Below are 17,992 nucleotides of genomic sequence, written 5' to 3' on the forward strand. Positions count from 1 at the left end.
ACCATCAAGGGGAATCTCATGCGTAAGTCCATTCTCGGCCTCTCGGCCGTCGCTCTCGCTGCTCTGTCCGTTCCGGCGCTTGCCCAGGACGAGCCCACGCCCGAACTCACCGTCACCGGCAATGCCGCCGTGGTCAGCGACTATCGCTTCCGTGGCATTTCGCAGACGGACAAGCGCTTTGCCCTGCAAGGCGGCATCACCGTTACCCATGAATCGGGCTTTTATGTCTCGACCTGGGGTTCTTCGATCGATGACTATGTTGCCGCGGGCAGTGACCAGGAACTCGACCTGATCGCAGGCTATTCCAGGACCTTCGAGGCCGCGACCGTCGATGTCGGTGTGCTCTATTACTACTATCCCGGCTCGGGCGGCGCCAACACCGACTTCGTTGAGCCCTATGCCTCGATCAAGGGCACTTTCGGCCCGGCGACGGCGAAGCTCAGCGCCGCCTACGCGCCCAAATCCCGCGCACTGTCCGTCGATGGCGGCCTGACTCGCGAAGACAATCTTTATGTCGCGGGCGATCTGGCAGCGAGCGTTCCCAATACGCCGCTGGGCGTTTCGGCGCATCTCGGCCACAGCTTTGGCCCAAGTTACCTGACCATCGGCGACGAATATACCGACTGGAGCATCGGCGCGACCTACACCTGGAGCCACCTGACCTTTGGCGTCAGCTATGTGGACACGGACAAGTCGCTCTACAGCCCCAGCGGCCGCAACGTCAGCAAGGCTGGCGTGGTGGGTTCGATCACCGCCTCGTTCTAATACCCGATCATCAGTGGGAAGGCCACGGTCCCGGCGACCGTGGCCTTTTCCATCTTTGCAGTTTTACAGGCTCGCGCAGCTTTATCCGCGCGCTTATATAGGGCGCCATGTCCGCGTTCCTGCTGTTCCTGATCTTCTTCGCCACTGTCGCTGCGATGGAAGGCTTTGCCTATGTCATGCATCGCTGGGTGATGCACGGTCCGGGCTGGTTCCTCCATGCCAGCCATCATCGTGCCCGCACCGGGATGTGGGAGGCGAACGACCTTTATTTCGTGATCTTTGCGCTGCCTTCGATCCTGCTGCTGCTGGGCGGCGTGCAATGGGGCTGGGGCGATTGGGCCACCGCATGCGGCGCGGGGATCGCCGCCTATGGGCTTATCTATCTCGGCTTTCACGATATCCTCGTCCATCAGCGGATCGCCCATCGCCATGTCTCCCGCTCTCCCTATATGAAGCGGATCGTTCAGGCGCACCGGCTGCACCATGCAGTCGAAACCCGCGAGGGCTGCGTCAGCTTCGGTTTCCTCATTGCCCCCCGCCCGGAAGAGTTGAAACGGCAGTTGGCGCAAGAGGGCCGAAAGGGCGTTCGGAAGGCGCGGGCGCTCGTGGAAGCAGAGTGAGTAGTCTGCGCTTTTCCGCCTTGCCTATAATTTGCGTGGCCAGCTGAATGGCGCGCATCGGCATTCTGGGTGGCTCCTTCAATCCGGCGCATGGCGGCCATCGCGCGATTTCGCTGTTCGCGGCGAAGGCATTGCGGCTGGATGAGGTCTGGTGGCTGGTCTCACCGGGCAATCCCCTGAAGCCGCGCGCGGGCATGGCGTCTCTCCCCGCGCGGCTCGCCCATGCCCGCGTTGCCGCTCGGAGAGCACCCATCCGCCCTACCGCGATCGAGCAAGCGCTTGGCACCCGCTATACCATCGATTCGCTTAAAGTGGTCAGGCAGCGCTTCCCCCGCAACCAGTTCATCTGGTTGATGGGCGCGGATAATCTTGCCCAGTTCGGCCAGTGGAAGGACTGGCGCGGTATCGCGCGACAGATGCCCATTGCCGTCATCGCCCGTCCCGGCTATGATAGCGTTGCCCGTGGCTCTGGGGCCATGGCCTGGCTGCGGCGTTTCGTCCGGCCCGCGCGCCAGAGTGCAGACTGGACGGATTGGAGACCGCCGGCGCTTGTGCTTCTGCGCTTTCGTCCTGATCCAAGATCGGCGACCCTGCTGCGGCAGGCGAAACCCCTCTGGCATCGCGAATATGAACATGCACGCGTGCGCGATCCGCTCACGCGCCGGTTGATTGTCTAGAATGGAGCATTTTTGACCAGACCTAATCCTGCCAACGACCCGGCCCATGATGCCGACAGCGTTGCCGCCCTGCACGACCTTGTCCTCAAATCGCTCGACGATGACCAGGCGCAGGAAACCATCTCCATCCCCCTGGAAGGCAAGAGCAGCATTGCCGACCATATGGTGATCGCCAGCGGGCGTTCATCCCGCCAGGTCGCATCGATGGCGCAGAAGCTCGCCGAGCGCATCAAGCAGGCCACTGGCCGCTCCGCGCGGGTCGAGGGACTGCCGGTCGCCGACTGGGTGCTGATCGATGCGGGCGACGTGATCGTCCACCTGTTCCGGCCGGAAGTGCGCAGCTTCTACAATCTGGAACGGATGTGGGGCTTTGTCGACGCGCCGGTGGCTGGCACGGCCTGAAGGCGCGCGCCATCGGCTTCGTTTCGCCGATGCATGCAGACCTTCGACAAGCGCGCGCTGACCCGTTAGGAGCCTGATCCATGCTCCTCCACATCATCGCGCGCGGAAAGATCGGGCGTTCGACCGAAGCGGAATTGGTCGAACGCTATGTGAAGCGGCTGACCATGCCGCACAGAATCACCGAACTGCCTGACCGCGGCGGCAAGCTGCCCCTTGCCCCGGCGGGTACAATCACCGTGCTGCTCGATGAAAAGGGCCACCAGCTCACTTCCATGGACTTCGCCAAACGGCTGGAGGGCTGGCGTGATCAGGGGGCCCGCGAATGCCGGTTCCTGATTGGCGCAGCAGATGGCTTTGATGATGAGGCCCGGGCAAGCGCCGACCTGCTGATCGCCTTTGGCGCCATGACCTGGCCCCACATGATGGCCCGCGCCATGCTGGCCGAACAATTGTGGCGCGCCTGCTCCATCCTTTCGGGCCACCCCTATCATCGCGAAGGCTGATGCCGCCACTGCTCGACAGGGATGGCCCTTTGCGCCTATTCATATGTAGCCGGTCGCCAACCGACCCGGCAGGGGGCAAGGGGTGAAAAGGTCAGCGGTCTTGGCAGCGGTCATCGGTAGCGCAGTGGTCTTCACCGCAGCGCGCCTGGCTGCCACGCCCGGAGCGGGCATCATCCTGAGCGGCACGGGCGAGACCAGCCTGCGCCAGGAACAGGCGGCGCTGAAAGCCGCGCGCATCCAATCCGAACAAGCCCGGGACCGTTCCCGGCGCCTTGAGCAACAGGCAACCGCCGCACGCGACGAGGCCGAACAGGCACGCCGCCGCGCCGCTGCCATGGCCGCGCGCATTCAGCAGGCTGAGGCCGATATTCAGGCAGCGCAGGCGCGCATCGCCATCATCTCCCGGATGCAACGCGCCCAGGCGGCGCGCCTCGCCGCCCGGCAGGAGCCGGTCGTCCGGCTGACGGCAGCCCTGCAGATGATGGCGCGCCGGCCGATCGCCCTTGCGCTTGTCCAGCCTGGGTCGCTGAATGACGCTGTCCACATGCGCGCTGTTCTCGGCCAGATCCTGCCTGTCATCCAGGAACGAACCGCTGGCTTGCGCGCCGAGCTGGAGCGCAGCCGTGCCCTGCGCGCCACCGCCGAACAAGCGGCCGCATCACTGGCGCAGAGCCAGGCAGACCTGCGCACGGGCCAAGCCGCCTTGCGGACGCTCGAAGCGCAAAAGCGGCTGGCGGAGAAGGACTACCGCTCCAACGCCAATCTGGAGAGCGACCGCGCCTTGGCGCTGGGCGAACGCGCGCGCGACATCGTCGACCTGATGGACCGGCTCCAGGCTGCGGGCGACCTGCGCGAGGAATTGGCGGCGCTCCCCGGCCCGCTGCTGCGGCCAGCACGGCCGGACCTCGCCATGGCATCGTCACCCGCCCGGCAGCGCGATCCCGGAGGGCCGCCGCCCTATCGCCTACCGGTCATGGGTCAACTCGTCACGGGCATGGGAGAATTGTCGGAAAGCGGCGTACGGTCGCGCGGTCTTACCATCGCCACGCAATCCGGCGCGCTTGCCGTCGCCCCAACGGCGGGACGCGTGGTCTTTGCAGGGCCTTATCGAGGCTATGGCCAGATCATCATCCTTGATCATGGTGGCGGCTGGACGACGCTGATCACTGGCTTGCAGCGCCTCTCCGCCGCAGTGGGCGACAGCGTGCGGCAGGGTGATCCATTGGGCAACGCTGCCAGTCGCCGCCCGAGCATCACCGTCGAACTGCGCCGCAATGGCCGCCCTGTCGATATCGTGCCGCTGGTCGGGCTTGGCTGAAGGCGCCTTCATCCGCCTCAATTTGAAGCGGAGCGCGACCCATCCCAATAACTTAACCCGTTCGGGCTGAGCTTGTCGAAGCCCCTTTCTTTTAAAGAGTCGAGCCTCCCACGGTGCACGCCATTAAGCGAATCGCCGATCCAAAGCACGCACCCTAACGCCGCCAGCGCGCCCAAATAGCCGTGGGCAGCTCCAACCCTCGCGCTTCTTCGCGCACCGCCAATTCGCCCGCTTCCACCGCACCCGGAAGGTCGGCAAAGGCCTGCTTCAGTAACTCCCCGATCGCCAAAGCAGACATGCGCACGGCATAGACGGTCAGGAACAGGAACCGGCTGTCGGCATCCAGCAGGCGGCGACAATCCGCGATCAGCCGGGGCAGATCCTCTTCCAGGCGCCAGACTTCGCCATCCGGCCCACGCCCATATTTGGGGGGGTCGAGCAATATGCCGTCATAGCGCCGCCCCCGCCGGACCTCGCGGGCCACGAACTTGGCGGCATCGTCGACGATCCAGCGAACCGGGCGGTCTTCCATCCCCGATGCGGCGGCGTTGGACCGCGCCTGCGCGACCGATTTCTTGGATGCATCGACATGCACCATCTGCGCCCCGCTGGCCGACATCGCCAAGGTGCCGACGCCGGTATAGCCGAACAGGTTCATGATCTGCGGCTGATCCAGCCCGGCTGTCTGCTCGCGCATCCAGTTCCACACGGGCGCCATGTCGGGAAAGAAGCCAAGGTGCCGGAAGGGCGTGCAACTCGCCTGGAACGTCACGTCGTTCCAGCTGAGCGGCCAACCTTCGGCAGGCACCGGCCGATCATAGAACCAACGGCCGCCGCCTTCTTCGTCCGATCCCGGCACGAATTCGCCATCGGCTTGCCAGTCGGCACTCGCGGGGGCCCACATCGCCTGCGGCTCGGGCCGGATGAAGCGATAGCGGCCATAGCGCTCAAGCTTGCGGCCATGACCCGAATCGATCAGGCCATAGTCCGCCCACGGCTCACCGATGAGCGTGTCGAGCTTCATGCTCGCGGCGTAGCACGCTCCGCGACATAGGCGGTGATCGCCTCAAAGGTCGCGGGCAGCTTGGCATAGGCCTCCTCACGGGCGAACAGGTCACCCATGCGCGTAGGCAGAGGCGGACGAAGCCCGGTGGCACGCTCCACGGCCTCCCGGAACTTGGCGGGATGCGCGGTCGCAAGCGTGACGATCGGCACGCCTGCCTCGACCTCCATCTCGCGCGCAGCGGCTAGGCCGACGGCGGTATGAGGGTCGATGACTTGGCCAGCGCCATCGAAGGCCCAGCGAATGGCCATGTTCATCGCGTCGCCATCGACGCGCGCCGAAGAGAACAGCTTCGCCGCTCCGGCTCTCTGCGCATTCGTAAGGCGCATCGCCCGGCTCGTTTCGAACCCTTTCATCTGTTCGGCCAAGGCTGGGCCGCCGCGCCCACCGGCATCGAACAGCAGGCGTTCGAAGTTCGAACTGATCTGGATGTCCATGCTGGGCGTGGACGTCTGAACGACCTGGCCCTGGCTATAGTCACCGTCGGCCAGCGCGCGGTGCAGAATGTCGTTCACATTGGTCGCGACCATCAGCTTGGCAACCGGAAGACCCATCTGCGCCGCGACATAGCCCGCGAACACATCGCCGAAATTGCCGGTGGGCACGGAAAAGGCGACCTGCCGCTCCGGCGCCCCCAGCCTTACGGCGGCGTAGAAATAATAGACCACCTGGGCCATCAACCGCGCCCAGTTGATGCTGTTCACCGCCGACAGGTTGAACTTCGTCGAGAAGGCCGGGTCGTTGAACATCGCCTTTACGAGCGCCTGCGCATCGTCGAAGCTGCCTTCGATCGCGATGTTATGAACGTTCGGTGCGCGCACTGTGGTCATCTGGCGGCGCTGCACGTCAGATACGCGGCCTTCCGGATGCAGCATGAAGATGTCGATCTTCTCACGCCCGGCAACGGCGTCGATCGCGGCAGAGCCGGTGTCGCCCGAGGTTGCGCCGACAATCGTCAGATGATCGTCGCGGCGGGACAGGAACCGCTCGAACAACTGCCCCAGCAGTTGGAGCGCGACATCCTTGAAAGCCAGGGTCGGCCCGTGGAACAGTTCCAGCAGCCAATGCTGATGATCCAACTGCACCAACGGCGTAACCGCCTTATGGCTGAAACGGCCATAGGCGGCGGTGCACAGCTCGCGCAGTTCGTCTTCGCTGAGCGAGCCGGCGACATAGGGCGCCATGACGCGCACAGCCGTCTCGACATAGGAAAGGCCAGCGAGCGCCCTTATGTCCGCTTCCGAAAAGCGCGGCCAACTTTCCGGAACATAGAGGCCGCCATCGGACGCCAGCCCTGCCAGCGTCACATCCTCGAAACCCAGCGCAGGCGCGCTTCCCCTGGTGCTCACATATTGCATGATGGGGAAGCGCGGTAACGGGCCCGGGGCCCGGGAGCAAGCCTTTACGAAGGATCGGGCGGCGGAGTGGGCCGCCTGCGGAGGGCAAGCACATAGATAATCACCGCGACGGCGGCGAAGAAGAACCATTGGATCGCGTAGGCCAGATGATTGTTCGGGACATCCTTGACACTTGGCGGAGCGATCGGCTTCAGGCCTTGCGGCGCGCTCCCGGCAATCAGCATCGGGCGCAGCGGCAAGGCGTTGGCGGCGAAACGTGACAGCAATGTGCGGTGGTCCGGCTCCTCCGATATCCAGCCTTTGACTTGCCCGCCGCTCCAATCGGGCTTCAGGTCCGGCTGCTTGGCGACGCCCAGCGCGACGAGCGCTCCTGGGCCCTCTGCTCCTGTCGAACATTGCGCGATATAGCGATAGCCAACCGATCCATCGGCCGCCCGGCCCGCTTCGGTCTGCCAGCCCACAACATTCAGGCAGTGTAGGGATGACCGCCGAAAGAGCAGTTCGACGGGAACAGGCGCCATTTGCGGAAAGCTGACGGTCGGCTTGGTTGGATTGGCCGAGGCAAGGGCCAGCATCGCTTCTTTCTCGCCGCGGCGCTGCAACTGCCAGATGCCAAGACCGATCATGACCAACACGGCGCCCGCAACGATGATGCTGGCGAAAAGGGGAATGCGGCGCGAGGTCATAGTGTTGGACACTCCCAAAACCCCCATAGGAAGAGCGAAGCGAGAGACGAAGGTGTTCGACCGGCTACCCGCCAGCAGCTCGCCTGCGGCATGGTTTGTTCGACCAGCGCCAATGGGCGAGCTTTTCGTACAGCAACTCCGCACACAGAAGACATCTGGTCCCAAAGCCGAGGCAGGCAAGATGGAGCGGGCGGAGCGGAGCCGGAGGGAAGCATGAGGGTAGGCATAATTATCTTCCGCCCAAAAGAAAACGGCCGGGTGATACCGGCCGTTCGCTTGATGAATAAGGTGCAGTCCTTAGCCGCCGTGCATCGGAGCGCCCCAGCCGCCCCATACATAGATGGCGACGAACAGGAACAGCCACACCACGTCGACGAAGTGCCAGTACCAGGCCGCAGCCTCGAAGCCGAAATGCTGGCGCGGGGTGAAGTGGCCCTTATAGGCGCGCACGAGATTGACGATCAGGAAGATCGTCCCGACCAGAACGTGGAAGCCGTGGAAGCCGGTCGCCATGTAGAAGGCCGAGCTATAGGGGCTGCCGCCGAACGGGAACGGGGCATGCGCATATTCATAGGCCTGGATCGAAGAGAACAGCAGGCCAAGAATGACGGTCAACCACAGCCCCTTCTTGAGGCCTTCACGGTCGCCGTGGATCAGCGCGTGGTGCGCCCAGGTCACAGTCGTGCCCGAGCAGAGCAGGATCAGCGTGTTGAGCAAGGGCAACTCGAAAGCGTTCATCACCTCGATGCCCTTGGACGGGAACATCCCTTCGATCGGCGCGAGCTGGCTCGGGAACAGCGAGAAGTCGAAGAAGGCCCAGAACCAGCCGACGAAAAACATGACTTCCGAAGCGATGAACAGGATCATGCCATAGCGCAGGTGCAGCTGCACGACCGGCGTATGGTCACCGGCATGCGCTTCCGCGATAACATTGGCCCACCAGCTGTACATGGTGAACAGCACGCCCGCGACGCCGATCAGGAATACCCATCCGCCACCAGCAGGCATGGCGTCGGGGTGCATCCACATGATCGCGCCCATCGCCATGACCAGCGCCGACATGGAACCGAATAGCGGCCAGATGCTGGGCGGTAGAATATGATAATCGTGCTGCTTGGCGCCTGCCATGACGTACTCTTCCCTGTTCGCGTTCGCGTTATCGTGGATTGCCTTAGCTCGGCTTCTTGTCCTGCTCAACAGGATAGAAGGTGTAGCTCAGCGTAATTTCCTGCGTGTCTCTATTGTCGGGATCATTCAGGATTTTCGGATCGACATAATAAATAACCGGCATGCGCACCTGCTCACCCGGCTGCAAAGTTTGCTGGGTAAAGCAGAAGCACTGGATTTTCGTGAAGTAAGCGCCAGCCTGCGTAGGCGTCACGTTGAAGCTGGCCGTGCCGGTGACGGGCTTGTCCGACATGTTCTTCGCGATGAAGATCGCCATGTCGCGCGCGCCCACGGTGACGGTATCGGTGCGATGCTCAGGATAGAATTTCCAAGGCATGCCCGGTTGAACATTGGAGTCGAAGCGGATTGAAAATGTGTGACCAGCAACCGGCTGCAACTTGACATCAGCGGCTGCTCGCTGGGTCGTCCCTCCGAAGCCGGTCTGCTGGCAGAATATCCGGTACAGCGGAACCGAAGCGAACCCGAGTCCCAGCATAGCCAATCCCACGCCGGCCATCACGACCAGTGTACGCCGGTTACGCCGGTCGCGATCGAATGGCGAGGGCGGCAGACTGGCCATCAATGCCCTCCGCCGATTTTCACAATCGTGATCGCGTAAAAGAGAATCACAAGCGCGGCCAGCAGTAGCCCCGTCACAAGGGCACGCGACTTCTGTCGGCTGCGGACCTGCTTTTCCTCTTCAGGCGTCATGCAAACACCCAACGATCAACGACGACCGCGCCGAACAGCGCAAACAGGTAAAGGATTGAATATTTGAACAGCCGCCGTTCAGGCCCCATCCGGCTGGGATCAGTCTCACGGCGCCGGAACACGTCAAACGCAAATATCACGAACAAACCCGTCCCCAGCAGCGCCGTGAGGCCGTAGATCAAACCGGTAAGGCGCAGCAGAACTGGCGCCATAGCCGCAGCCGCCATGATAGCTGTGTAGAACCAGATTTGCCGACGCGTGGCGAGCTCGCCGGATACCACCGGCAGCATCGGAATATTGGCAGCGGAGTAATCGGTCTTCACAAACAGCGCGAGAGCCCAGAAGTGCGGCGGCGTCCAGAAGAAGGTGAGCATGAAGAGCGCGACCGGCAGAGCCCCGATATCGCCCGTCACCGCCGCCCAGCCGATCACTGGAGGAAAGGCGCCAGCAGCGCCGCCGATTACGATGTTCTGGGCGGTCCGAGGCTTCAGCCAAATGGTATAGATAAAAACATAGTAGAGGATCGATACGGCCAGAATGGCAGCCGCGAGCCAGTTGGTCGCCACACCCATCAGCAGAACCGAAAAGAATGAGAGGCCGACGCCGAAGTGCAGCGCCGATTGGCGATCCATCCGTCCGGCAGGTAACGGCCTGTTCGCAGTCCGCTTCATCTTGGCGTCAATGTCCGCCTCATACCATTGGTTGAGGCTGGCAGCCGCTCCCGCTCCGAGCGCAATGCAAAGAATAGCCGTGAAGGCCAGCACGGGGTGAATATGGCCCGGCGCAGCAAGAAGCCCACACAGGCCCGTGAAGACCACCAAGGTCATTACACGCGGCTTGGTCAACGCGACGAAATCCCGCCAATGTGCAGGCATCGTGGAAGCGGCGCTCCCGGTCATGAACGGCGAACTTGCCATATGCTCCTCATGCGGCAGCCCGGCGCCATCAGGGGCGCCGGGACTGCTAACTTTGGGCCTGCGATCTTTATCGCTACCCGGCATCCTGCTGGATGCTTTCCTTCTGACCAGCCGTCAGTCGATGACCGGCAGCGTTTCGAACTGGTGGAACGGCGGCGGGCTGGGCAACGTCCATTCCAGCGTCGTTGCACCTTCACCCCATGGATTGCCTTCCGCTTTCTTACCGAATGCAAGCGACCAGAAGACATTCACGAAGAATATCAGCACGCCCACCGCCATGATCTCATATCCATGGCTCGCCACGCTGTTCCAGTAGGCAAATGCCTCCGGATAGTCAGGATAGCGGCGGGGCATGCCCGACAGGCCAAGGAAGTGCATCGGGAAGAACAGCAGGTTCACGCCGACGAAGAACACCCAGAAGTGCAGGTGTCCCAGGAATTCGCTGTACATGCGGCCCGACATCTTCGGGAACCAGTAGTAGAAGCCAGCGAAGAGACCGAAGACGGCACCCAGCGACAGCACATAGTGGAAATGAGCCACAACGTAGTAGGTGTCATGCAGCACGTCATCGACACCACCATTCGCGAGGACCACGCCCGTGACGCCGCCCACGGTGAACAGGAAGATGAAGCCCAAAGCCCAGACCATCGGAGTCTTGTAGCTGATCGAACCGCCCCAGATCGTCGCGATCCAGGAGAAGATCTTGATGCCCGTAGGCACCGCGATCACCATGGTTGCGGCAGTGAAGTACATCTTCACGTTCACCGACATGCCGGTGGTGAACATGTGGTGCGCCCACACAACGAATCCGACCACGCCGATCGCGACCATGGCATATGCCATGCCCAGATAACCGAATACCGGCTTGCGGCTGAAGGTCGAAACGATCTGACTGATGATGCCGAAGCCCGGCAAGATCATGATGTACACTTCGGGGTGGCCGAAGAACCAGAACAGATGCTGGTACAGTTCCGGATCGCCACCGCCGGCAGCATCATAGAAAGTCGTGCCGAAGTTGCGATCGGTCAGCAGCATGGTGATCGCAGCAGCCAGAACCGGCAGCGCGAGCAGCAAAAGGAAAGCGGTGACCAGCACCGACCATACGAATAGCGGCATCTTGTGCAGGGTCATGCCCGGCGCGCGCATGTTGAGGATGGTGGTGATGAAGTTGACCGCGCCCAGGATGGAGCTGGCGCCCGCGATGTGGAGCGACAGAATAGCCATGTCCACGGCGGGGCCTGCGGAGCCGCTGGTGGAAAGCGGAGCATAGACCGTCCAGCCCGTGCCCGCACCGTTGCCCGTACCGCCAGGCACGAAGGTCGAACCAAGCAGCAGCGCAAAGGCCGGGATCAGTAGCCAGAAGCTGATGTTGTTCATGCGCGGGAAGGCCATGTCTGGCGCGCCGATCATGATCGGCACGAACCAGTTGCCGAAGCCGCCGATGATCGCGGGCATAACCATGAAGAAAACCATGATTAGACCGTGCGCGGTGATCAGCACGTTCCAGAGGTGATAGGCCTGGTCGAGCGTGGCCGAAGGGCCGTCGGTCATCTGGGCCCAAGTATGAAGATACTGGATGCCCGGCTGAGCCAGTTCCGCGCGCATCAGGCCTGAAATCGCGCCGCCGATCACGCCGGCGAGGATCGCGAAGATCAGGTAGAGGGTGCCGATGTCCTTGTGGTTCGTCGACATGAACCAGCGCTGGAAAAAGGCTGGCTTGTGATCGGCGTCATGATGATCATGAGCATGATCGCCGTGATGATCTGCAGTAATCGTGGTCATGGCGTTATGCCCTTACATCAAAGCTTTTCGGCGGGGGCGGCGGCAGGTGCTGCCGGAGCAGCAGCGGCGGAAGCCGCCGGGGCAGCACCTTGCAGCTTGCCACCCTGCGAGAGGACCCACTGGTCGAACTGGGCGGGAGGCAGCGCCTCGATCGCGATCGGCATGAAGGCGTGACGCGCGCCGCACAGTTCGGAACATTGGCCGTAATAGACACCCGGCTTCTCAATGGTGAAGGTCTTCTCATTGAGACGGCCCGGCACAGCGTCCATCTTCACCCAGAGCGAAGGCACGGCGAAGGCATGGATCACGTCGGCGCCGGTGATGATCAGCTTGATCGGGCGGCCAGCGGGAAGAACCAAGCGGGTATCGGACGCCAGCAGATAGGGCTCGCCATTCGCCTCGGCCTTTTCCTTGGGCAGCATGTTCGAGACGAATTCGGGGATGCCGTTGTCGGGATATTCATAGCCCCAGTACCACTGGTAGCCAGTTACCTTCACCGTAACCGCATCCTTGGGAGCAGGCTTGTACTGATCGGCCAGCAAGCCGATCGAGGGCACCGCGATCACCAGGAGGATGATGACGGGGACCACGGTCCAGAGCACCTCGATCAAGGCGTTATGCGACGTCTTGGACGGCACCGGATTGGCGCTGCGGCGGAATCGCACCATGACATAGAGCATCAGGAGCAGGACGAAGACCGAGATGATCGTGATCAGCGGCAGGAGCAGCACGTCATGCAACCAACGGGCGGTGTGGCCAGTCGGGCTGAACTGTTCCTGCAAGGTGATTTCACCCGGACGCGGCATGCCGATGCCTTCGGTCGGCTTCATCCGGGCAGGCGCGGCTACCTTCGCAGTTTCGGCAGCGGGGGCCGCAGCGTTGCCAGCCGATTCGGCCGGGGCGGCAGCATTGTCCGCAGCGGCAGCGACGGCAGAATTATCCTGCGCCAGCGCCTGACTGTTCAACGCCGATGCAGGCGCAAAGGCCAGCAACCCGGCGAGAACGAGCGATTTCACCATTTTCATAAGCGTCTTCTTACCCCGTAACCCCTTGGCGCCGCTGCAACGAAGGCGCGCGCATACACGTCCCCCTCCGCCCGGTCGGTCTGCCGCGGCTTATAGGCATGCTTTTTTCCTGCCTCAAGCGGGCAGGAGCAGATTTTCTTCGCTGTTGCAACGCCCCGGCCGTCCGCCTATCTCGCACCTCGCGCACAGGGGCGCGATCATGGTTACCCATGTTAAAAGATATGTGCCGGACGGCCCAAAGCGGCCGGGGCAAGTGCTGATGGATCGATAAACCGGATGACCGACGAGGAAGTACTGGCAGAATTCAGGGCGGCAGGAGCCTTGCTGGAAGGGCATTTCATCCTGTCCTCGGGCCGCCGCAGCGCCAATTACCTGCAATGCGCGCGCGTATTGATGAACGCCGAGCGCGCAGGCCGCCTCGCCCGGGCCGTCGTGCAGCAGCTGCCGCGTGAAATGCGGCAGGAGATCGACCTTGTCGTTTCCCCAGCAATGGGCGGCCTTATCATCGGCCATGAAGTAGGCCGCGCGCTTGATAAGGATGCCGTCTTTCTCGAAAGGCCGGAAGGCACGTTTGAACTGCGGCGAGGCTTTAGCATCACGCCGGGCCAGAAGGTGCTGATGGTAGAGGATGTCGTGACCACCGGCCTGTCGTCGCGCCAGGCGATTGAAGCCGTGGAAGCCGAAGGCGGCATCGTCGTCGCGGAAGTCGCGCTGGTCGATCGATCCGCAGGTGAAGTGGACCTGGGCGTTCCATTCTACCCGCTCGTCAGCATCAACTTCCCGGTCTATGAAGCCGAGGATGTGCCGCCCGAACTGGCGGCCATTCCCGCAATCAAGCCCGGAAGCCGGAAACAATAGGCATCATGCAGCAAGCCCCCGCCCACCTGCGCCTGGGTGTCAACATCGACCATGTTGCCACCATCCGGAATGCGCGGGGGGGAGAGCATCCCGACCCCGTCAAGGCTGCGCTGCTGGCCGTGAAGGCGGGTGCAGACGGCATCACGGCCCATCTTCGCGAGGACCGTCGGCACATAAGGGACGAGGACATCGCCACTTTGACGGCGGCGCTTACCGTGCCGCTCAACCTGGAGATGGCGGCGACGCAGGAGATGCTGGGCATTGCGCTCAAGCATCGCCCGCATGCCGCATGTATCGTGCCGGAAAAGCGCGAAGAGCGGACGACCGAAGGCGGTCTGGACGCGGCGGGCCAGATCGAGATGCTGAGGCCGATCGTCGGCGCGCTGGGCGACGCCGGGATACGCGTCAGCCTTTTCATCGAACCTGATCCGGCCCAGATCGAAGCGGCGATGCGCCTTGGCGCGCCAGTCGTTGAGTTTCACACGGGTCGCTATGCCCATCTGTCGGGATCAGAGCGCGCCGACGAGTTGCGGCGCCTGTCGGACGCTGCGGCATTGGCGGCCAAGAACGGGATCGAACCCCATGCCGGCCACGGGCTGACTTTCGACAATGTCGGCCCCGTGGCGGCGATTCCGCAAGTCGCCGAACTCAACATCGGCCACTTCCTCATCGGCGAGGCGATATTCAGAGGGCTGGAGAGCAGCATCCGAGAAATGCGGCGGCAGATGGACTTGGTACGTTGATCATCGGCCTTGGATCAGATCTCTGCAATATAGAGCGTATCCAGAATTCGCTGGATCGGTTCGGAGCGCGGTTCGAACAGCGGGTCTTCACCGAGATTGAACGGGCCAAGGCGGACCGGCGGCCCTTCACCAAGGCGGGGACGCTGGCAAAGCGGTTCGCTGCGAAAGAGGCCTTCTCCAAAGCCGTTGGCACTGGTTTCAACCGTGGCGTGTTCATGAAGGATATCGGCGTCGTCAATCGCGCAGGCGGCGCGCCCACGTTGGAGCTTACCGGGGGCGCGCTTCTACGATTGCAGGCGATGATGCCCGATGGTCACAAGCCGGTCATTCACCTGACGCTAACCGATGATCATCCATGGGCGCAGGCATTCGTCATCATTGAGGCCCTACCCCAGTGACGGCTATCCCGCCACTATCCGAAACGCCCACCACAACGGCAGCCCCCATGAGCGATAACGACCCGCTTGCCACAGAAGAACCAGCGGCGGCATCGCCGGTACGGACGGACAGGAGTTCCGTCGATTGGTGGCATGAGGTGAAGAGCATCGGGCTTTTGATCCTGGCGGTGCTGGCCTTTCACAGCTTCGTCGCCAAGCCTTTTTACATTCCCAGCGAATCGATGATGCCGGTGCTGCTGAAGGGCGACAGGCTGGTGGTCAGCAAATTCCCTTATGGCTGGTCCTATGTTTCCCCGAGCTTCCACCCCCTGCCCTTCCTGAAGGGCCGGATTTTCGGCCGATTGCCCGACCGTGGCGACATCGTCATCGTGTCGCCGCACAATCGGCGCGAGGATTACATCAAGCGCGTGATCGGCCTGCCGGGCGACATTATCGAGGTGCGGGGCGGACAGGTGATATTGAACGGCGTCGCGGTGCCGCAGAAGGCGATCAAGCCGATCCTGATCCCGATCGATGGCAACGCCCCTTGCTCCCCCACCCAGTTTCCCGGAGCGCGCACGACAGGTGCGGACGGGCGGGACTATTGCCAGTTGCCCGTACGGCAAGAGACGTTGCCCAACGGCAAAAGCTATCTGACGATCGACATGGGACCCAGCGCGCTGGATTGGTACGGTCCGGTGCGCGTGCCACGAACTCATGTGTTCCTGATGGGCGATAACCGGGACAACAGCGCCGACAGCCGCGCCCCGCTTGAGGAAAATGGGCTCGGCGGTCCTGTGCCCTGGGAAGCGATCGGCGGACGCGCGGAGTTCATCACCTTCTCGTTGGAAGGTGATTCCAGCTGGAATCCCATGACTTGGGTCCACGGTTTCCGCAGCGGCCGCGCAGGGAACAGCTTGCGCCCGGAGAGCGTTGCACCCCCGAAATAATGTATTCGCAAAGGGGCTGGTGATTGAGCGGGAAAAACGTCCACATCGAGGAGCCAGGCCCAAGCGAGTTGCGCAGCCCGCTTGTCCAGCATGAGATAAAGCGGGCTGGCGTATGGATCGCCATGGCCGTGGCGGTCGCACTCGTCGTTCTGCTGGCACAACCAATCATGCTGATACTGGGCGCGCTGGTGCTGACGACGATGATGGACGGAGGCACGCGCCTGCTCGGCCGGGTATTGCCGATTGGCCGCGGCTGGCGGCTGGCGATCGTCCTCCTCTCCGCACTGCTTTTCATGGGCTATACCTTCTACCTGACCGGAGCGAGCCTGGCGGCACAGGCCCAAGCCATGCGCACGATCGTGGAAGCACAGGTGACGCGCATCGGCGGCTGGATGCAGCAATTGGGCGTCACCACCACGCCTGATGACTTCAAGAGCCTGGCGACGCAGGCATTCAGTTCGATCGGCCGGGTGACCGCCGCTGTCAGCACGCTGATGGGTGCGGTGACGAGTGGGGTCATGATGCTGGTCCTCGCCATCTTCATCGCCGTTGATCCGCGATTGTACGAACGAGGCGTCGCCTGGATGCTCCCCATGAACAGCAGGGTCAGCTTCTACAATGTCGCGGACAAGATGGGCTGGACGTTGCGCCGCCTGATGTTCGGGCGGCTGATCGGCATGGCTGTCGAGGGCGTGGGAACATGGCTGCTTCTGCTTGCCGGGGGCGTGCCGATGGCGGGGCTTCTCGGCATTCTGACGGGGCTCTTTGCCTTTCTACCGAATATTGGGTCGATCATTTCGGGCGTATTGATCGTGCTCGTCGGCTTTTCGGCGGGTGTGGATGCGGGCCTTTATGCATTCGGCGTTTATCTGGTGGTGCAGATCGTGGACGGCTATCTGATCGTCCCGATGGTGGCCAAGCGCGCCACCGATCTGGCGCCCGCACTGGTTCTTGCCGCGCAGATCATATTCGGCGCCTTGTTCGGCATATTGGGCCTGTTCCTGGCCGACCCGATCATCGCGATGATCAAGGTTTACCTGGAGGAGCGGTCCAAAGCGATCAATGACAGCGATGACGCCAAGGCTATCGTCGTCGCTAAATGAAAAAGGGCCCGACTAGCTGGCCCTCCTTTTTGACTTCCAATCCAATCGATCAGTTGCCCGGCAGCGGCGGCGGCACCGCGCCTTGCTGCATCATCTGCTGCATGCGCATGATGTCGGCCTTCGACTTAAAATCATGCAGCTGTACATCGAAGACCAGCACGGAATTCGCCGGGATCGGACCGGCCGCCTGCTCGCCATAGCCGAGCTGCGGCGGGATCCACAGGCGATACTTGCCGCCCTTCTTCATCTTCTGCAGGCCTTCGGAAAAGCCCGGCACGACGCCGTCGACGGGCATCGCGGTCTGGGCATTTTCATCGAAGACGGTGCCGTCGAGCAGCGTGCCCTTGTAGCCGACCAGCGCCACGTCCGCAGCGGTCGGGCTGGGACCGGTGCCCTCTTCCAGAACCTTGTACTGGAGACCCGAGTCGGTCGTGATCACGCCGTCTTCACCCGCATTGCTGGCAAGATAGCTGGCAGGTGACGGCTCAACGCCGCGCTGTCCGGCCCAGGCGAGGCCAGCGGCGGCGATCGCCACTGCGGCAACGCCGATCCAGAGACGCGTCAGCGACCCCTTGGCGATGGGACGAAGGGGAACAGCGGTCGTGGACATGGACCTTAGCCTCGCAGGTGCGGATGATCAGAAGGATGGAGCGGCAGTCCGCCGCCCCATGGAAACGAACGTCTTAACGGACGCCGTCGCGCTCGGCGCGCTTCCGCTCCAGCTTGCGCGCACGGCGAACCGCAGCCGCCTTTTCGCGGGCGCGCTTTTCCGAGGGCTTTTCGTAGTGACGGCGCAGCTTCATCTCGCGATACACGCCCTCACGCTGCAGCTTCTTCTTGAGCGCGCGCAGGGCCTGGTCGACATTGTTGTCGCGAACGATGATTTGCATAAGCCAGTCAAACTCCAGTCGAAAACGGGCGGTTCGCCGGAAACAAAACCCTTCCCGACGGGCCTACCGAAACTAAT

General features: G+C 62.6%; 21 protein-coding genes. 11 read left to right on the forward strand and 10 right to left on the reverse strand.

Going from position 1 to position 17,992, the window contains the following annotated elements:
* Positions 1–18: 18 nt before the first annotated feature.
* The 6 genes from ACYU8T_RS10295 (at position 19) to ACYU8T_RS10320 (ending at position 4,285) form a co-directional block, all read left to right on the forward strand.
* Positions 19–765 (forward strand): TorF family putative porin, encoded by a 747-nt coding sequence (locus tag ACYU8T_RS10295; RefSeq protein WP_461159361.1) that lies wholly within the window; start codon positions 19–21, stop codon positions 763–765.
* Between the two features lie 107 nt (positions 766–872).
* Positions 873–1,385, forward strand: coding sequence for a sterol desaturase family protein (locus ACYU8T_RS10300; RefSeq protein ID WP_461159362.1), 513 nt, complete (start codon positions 873–875; stop codon positions 1,383–1,385).
* Between the two features lie 47 nt (positions 1,386–1,432).
* Complete coding sequence (locus ACYU8T_RS10305) at positions 1,433–2,062, forward strand: nicotinate-nucleotide adenylyltransferase (RefSeq protein ID WP_461159363.1); 630 nt, start codon at positions 1,433–1,435, stop codon at positions 2,060–2,062.
* Positions 2,063–2,074: 12 nt separating this feature from the next.
* Positions 2,075–2,464 carry a ribosome silencing factor gene (gene rsfS / locus ACYU8T_RS10310; protein ID WP_097092439.1) on the forward strand — a complete coding sequence of 130 codons (390 nt, stop codon included), beginning with the start codon at positions 2,075–2,077 and terminating at the stop codon, positions 2,462–2,464.
* 80 nt (positions 2,465–2,544) lie between these two features.
* On the forward strand, positions 2,545–2,967 hold the full coding sequence (locus ACYU8T_RS10315) for a 23S rRNA (pseudouridine(1915)-N(3))-methyltransferase RlmH (RefSeq protein WP_461159364.1): 423 nt from the start codon (positions 2,545–2,547) through the stop codon (positions 2,965–2,967).
* Positions 2,968–3,049: 82 nt separating this feature from the next.
* Entirely contained in the window at positions 3,050–4,285 is a 1,236-nt protein-coding gene (locus tag ACYU8T_RS10320) for a murein hydrolase activator EnvC family protein (protein WP_461159365.1), read from the forward strand.
* A 154-nt stretch (positions 4,286–4,439) separates the two neighbouring features.
* Here ACYU8T_RS10320 and ACYU8T_RS10325 read toward each other — a convergent pair whose 3' ends face one another.
* From ACYU8T_RS10325 to coxB, 8 genes are all read right to left on the reverse strand, one after another.
* Positions 4,440–5,309, reverse strand: coding sequence for a class I SAM-dependent methyltransferase (locus tag ACYU8T_RS10325; RefSeq protein ID WP_461159366.1), 870 nt, complete (start codon positions 5,307–5,309; stop codon positions 4,440–4,442).
* Entirely contained in the window at positions 5,306–6,706 is a 1,401-nt protein-coding gene (thrC, locus tag ACYU8T_RS10330) for a threonine synthase (protein WP_461159367.1), read from the reverse strand. The genes ACYU8T_RS10325 and thrC overlap by 4 nt, the downstream gene beginning before the upstream one ends.
* Before the next feature lie 44 nt (positions 6,707–6,750).
* A complete protein-coding gene (locus ACYU8T_RS10335; RefSeq protein WP_461159368.1) occupies positions 6,751–7,392 on the reverse strand; it encodes an SURF1 family protein in 642 nt (213 codons plus the stop codon).
* 297 nt (positions 7,393–7,689) lie between these two features.
* Positions 7,690–8,520 carry a cytochrome c oxidase subunit 3 gene (locus tag ACYU8T_RS10340; RefSeq protein ID WP_097092445.1) on the reverse strand — a complete coding sequence of 277 codons (831 nt, stop codon included), beginning with the start codon at positions 8,518–8,520 and terminating at the stop codon, positions 7,690–7,692.
* A gap of 43 nt (positions 8,521–8,563) precedes the next feature.
* Positions 8,564–9,139, reverse strand: coding sequence for a cytochrome c oxidase assembly protein (locus tag ACYU8T_RS10345; protein WP_097092446.1), 576 nt, complete (start codon positions 9,137–9,139; stop codon positions 8,564–8,566).
* A gap of 127 nt (positions 9,140–9,266) precedes the next feature.
* Positions 9,267–10,187 (reverse strand): heme o synthase, encoded by a 921-nt coding sequence (locus ACYU8T_RS10350; RefSeq protein ID WP_461159369.1) that lies wholly within the window; start codon positions 10,185–10,187, stop codon positions 9,267–9,269.
* A gap of 114 nt (positions 10,188–10,301) precedes the next feature.
* On the reverse strand, positions 10,302–11,969 hold the full coding sequence (gene ctaD / locus ACYU8T_RS10355; protein WP_097092448.1) for a cytochrome c oxidase subunit I: 1,668 nt from the start codon (positions 11,967–11,969) through the stop codon (positions 10,302–10,304).
* A gap of 17 nt (positions 11,970–11,986) precedes the next feature.
* The gene (gene coxB, locus ACYU8T_RS10360; protein ID WP_097092449.1) at positions 11,987–12,994 is read right to left on the reverse strand and encodes a cytochrome c oxidase subunit II; all 1,008 of its coding nucleotides are present in this window, start codon (positions 12,992–12,994) and stop codon (positions 11,987–11,989) included.
* A gap of 276 nt (positions 12,995–13,270) precedes the next feature.
* On the opposite strand from coxB, the gene pyrE reads away from it, so the two are divergent.
* From pyrE to ACYU8T_RS10385, 5 genes are all read left to right on the forward strand, one after another.
* Entirely contained in the window at positions 13,271–13,852 is a 582-nt protein-coding gene (gene pyrE, locus ACYU8T_RS10365; protein WP_097092450.1) for an orotate phosphoribosyltransferase, read from the forward strand.
* A 5-nt stretch (positions 13,853–13,857) separates the two neighbouring features.
* On the forward strand, positions 13,858–14,595 hold the full coding sequence (locus ACYU8T_RS10370) for a pyridoxine 5'-phosphate synthase (protein ID WP_461159370.1): 738 nt from the start codon (positions 13,858–13,860) through the stop codon (positions 14,593–14,595).
* Positions 14,592–14,993, forward strand: a complete 402-nt coding sequence (gene acpS / locus ACYU8T_RS10375; protein ID WP_461159371.1) for a holo-ACP synthase — start codon at positions 14,592–14,594, stop codon at positions 14,991–14,993. Before ACYU8T_RS10370 ends, acpS begins: the two co-directional genes overlap by 4 nt.
* 47 nt (positions 14,994–15,040) lie before the next feature.
* Positions 15,041–15,922, forward strand: coding sequence for a signal peptidase I (lepB, locus tag ACYU8T_RS10380; RefSeq protein WP_461159372.1), 882 nt, complete (start codon positions 15,041–15,043; stop codon positions 15,920–15,922).
* Positions 15,923–15,990: 68 nt separating this feature from the next.
* Complete coding sequence (locus tag ACYU8T_RS10385; RefSeq protein ID WP_461159790.1) at positions 15,991–17,025, forward strand: AI-2E family transporter; 1,035 nt, start codon at positions 15,991–15,993, stop codon at positions 17,023–17,025.
* 49 nt (positions 17,026–17,074) lie between these two features.
* Here the strand turns inward: ACYU8T_RS10385 and ACYU8T_RS10390 are convergent, their stop codons facing one another.
* Both ACYU8T_RS10390 and rpsU read right to left on the reverse strand, forming a co-directional pair.
* Positions 17,075–17,635 (reverse strand): FKBP-type peptidyl-prolyl cis-trans isomerase, encoded by a 561-nt coding sequence (locus ACYU8T_RS10390; protein ID WP_097092455.1) that lies wholly within the window; start codon positions 17,633–17,635, stop codon positions 17,075–17,077.
* A 73-nt stretch (positions 17,636–17,708) separates the two neighbouring features.
* Positions 17,709–17,915, reverse strand: coding sequence for a 30S ribosomal protein S21 (gene rpsU / locus ACYU8T_RS10395; RefSeq protein ID WP_004208618.1), 207 nt, complete (start codon positions 17,913–17,915; stop codon positions 17,709–17,711).
* Between the last annotated feature and the right edge of the window lie 77 nt (positions 17,916–17,992).

The sequence above is a fragment of the Sphingobium sp. TomMM35A genome, assembly GCF_054771735.1.

Coding starts and splice junctions, on each gene's coding strand:
- ACYU8T_RS10295 (WP_461159361.1), top strand. CDS start 19: ATGCGTAAGTCCATTCTCGGCCTCTCGGCCGTCGCTCTCGCTGCTCTG.
- ACYU8T_RS10300 (WP_461159362.1), top strand. CDS start 873: ATGTCCGCGTTCCTGCTGTTCCTGATCTTCTTCGCCACTGTCGCTGCG.
- ACYU8T_RS10305 (WP_461159363.1), top strand. CDS start 1,433: ATGGCGCGCATCGGCATTCTGGGTGGCTCCTTCAATCCGGCGCATGGC.
- ACYU8T_RS10315 (WP_461159364.1), top strand. CDS start 2,545: ATGCTCCTCCACATCATCGCGCGCGGAAAGATCGGGCGTTCGACCGAA.
- ACYU8T_RS10325 (WP_461159366.1), bottom strand. CDS start 5,309: ATGAAGCTCGACACGCTCATCGGTGAGCCGTGGGCGGACTATGGCCTG.
- thrC (WP_461159367.1), bottom strand. CDS start 6,706: ATGCAATATGTGAGCACCAGGGGAAGCGCGCCTGCGCTGGGTTTCGAG.
- ACYU8T_RS10335 (WP_461159368.1), bottom strand. CDS start 7,392: ATGACCTCGCGCCGCATTCCCCTTTTCGCCAGCATCATCGTTGCGGGC.
- ACYU8T_RS10340 (WP_097092445.1), bottom strand. CDS start 8,520: ATGGCAGGCGCCAAGCAGCACGATTATCATATTCTACCGCCCAGCATC.
- ACYU8T_RS10345 (WP_097092446.1), bottom strand. CDS start 9,139: ATGGCCAGTCTGCCGCCCTCGCCATTCGATCGCGACCGGCGTAACCGG.
- ACYU8T_RS10350 (WP_461159369.1), bottom strand. CDS start 10,187: ATGGCAAGTTCGCCGTTCATGACCGGGAGCGCCGCTTCCACGATGCCT.
- ctaD (WP_097092448.1), bottom strand. CDS start 11,969: ATGACCACGATTACTGCAGATCATCACGGCGATCATGCTCATGATCAT.
- coxB (WP_097092449.1), bottom strand. CDS start 12,994: ATGAAAATGGTGAAATCGCTCGTTCTCGCCGGGTTGCTGGCCTTTGCG.
- pyrE (WP_097092450.1), top strand. CDS start 13,271: ATGACCGACGAGGAAGTACTGGCAGAATTCAGGGCGGCAGGAGCCTTG.
- ACYU8T_RS10370 (WP_461159370.1), top strand. CDS start 13,858: ATGCAGCAAGCCCCCGCCCACCTGCGCCTGGGTGTCAACATCGACCAT.
- lepB (WP_461159372.1), top strand. CDS start 15,041: ATGAGCGATAACGACCCGCTTGCCACAGAAGAACCAGCGGCGGCATCG.
- ACYU8T_RS10390 (WP_097092455.1), bottom strand. CDS start 17,635: ATGTCCACGACCGCTGTTCCCCTTCGTCCCATCGCCAAGGGGTCGCTG.
- rpsU (WP_004208618.1), bottom strand. CDS start 17,915: ATGCAAATCATCGTTCGCGACAACAATGTCGACCAGGCCCTGCGCGCG.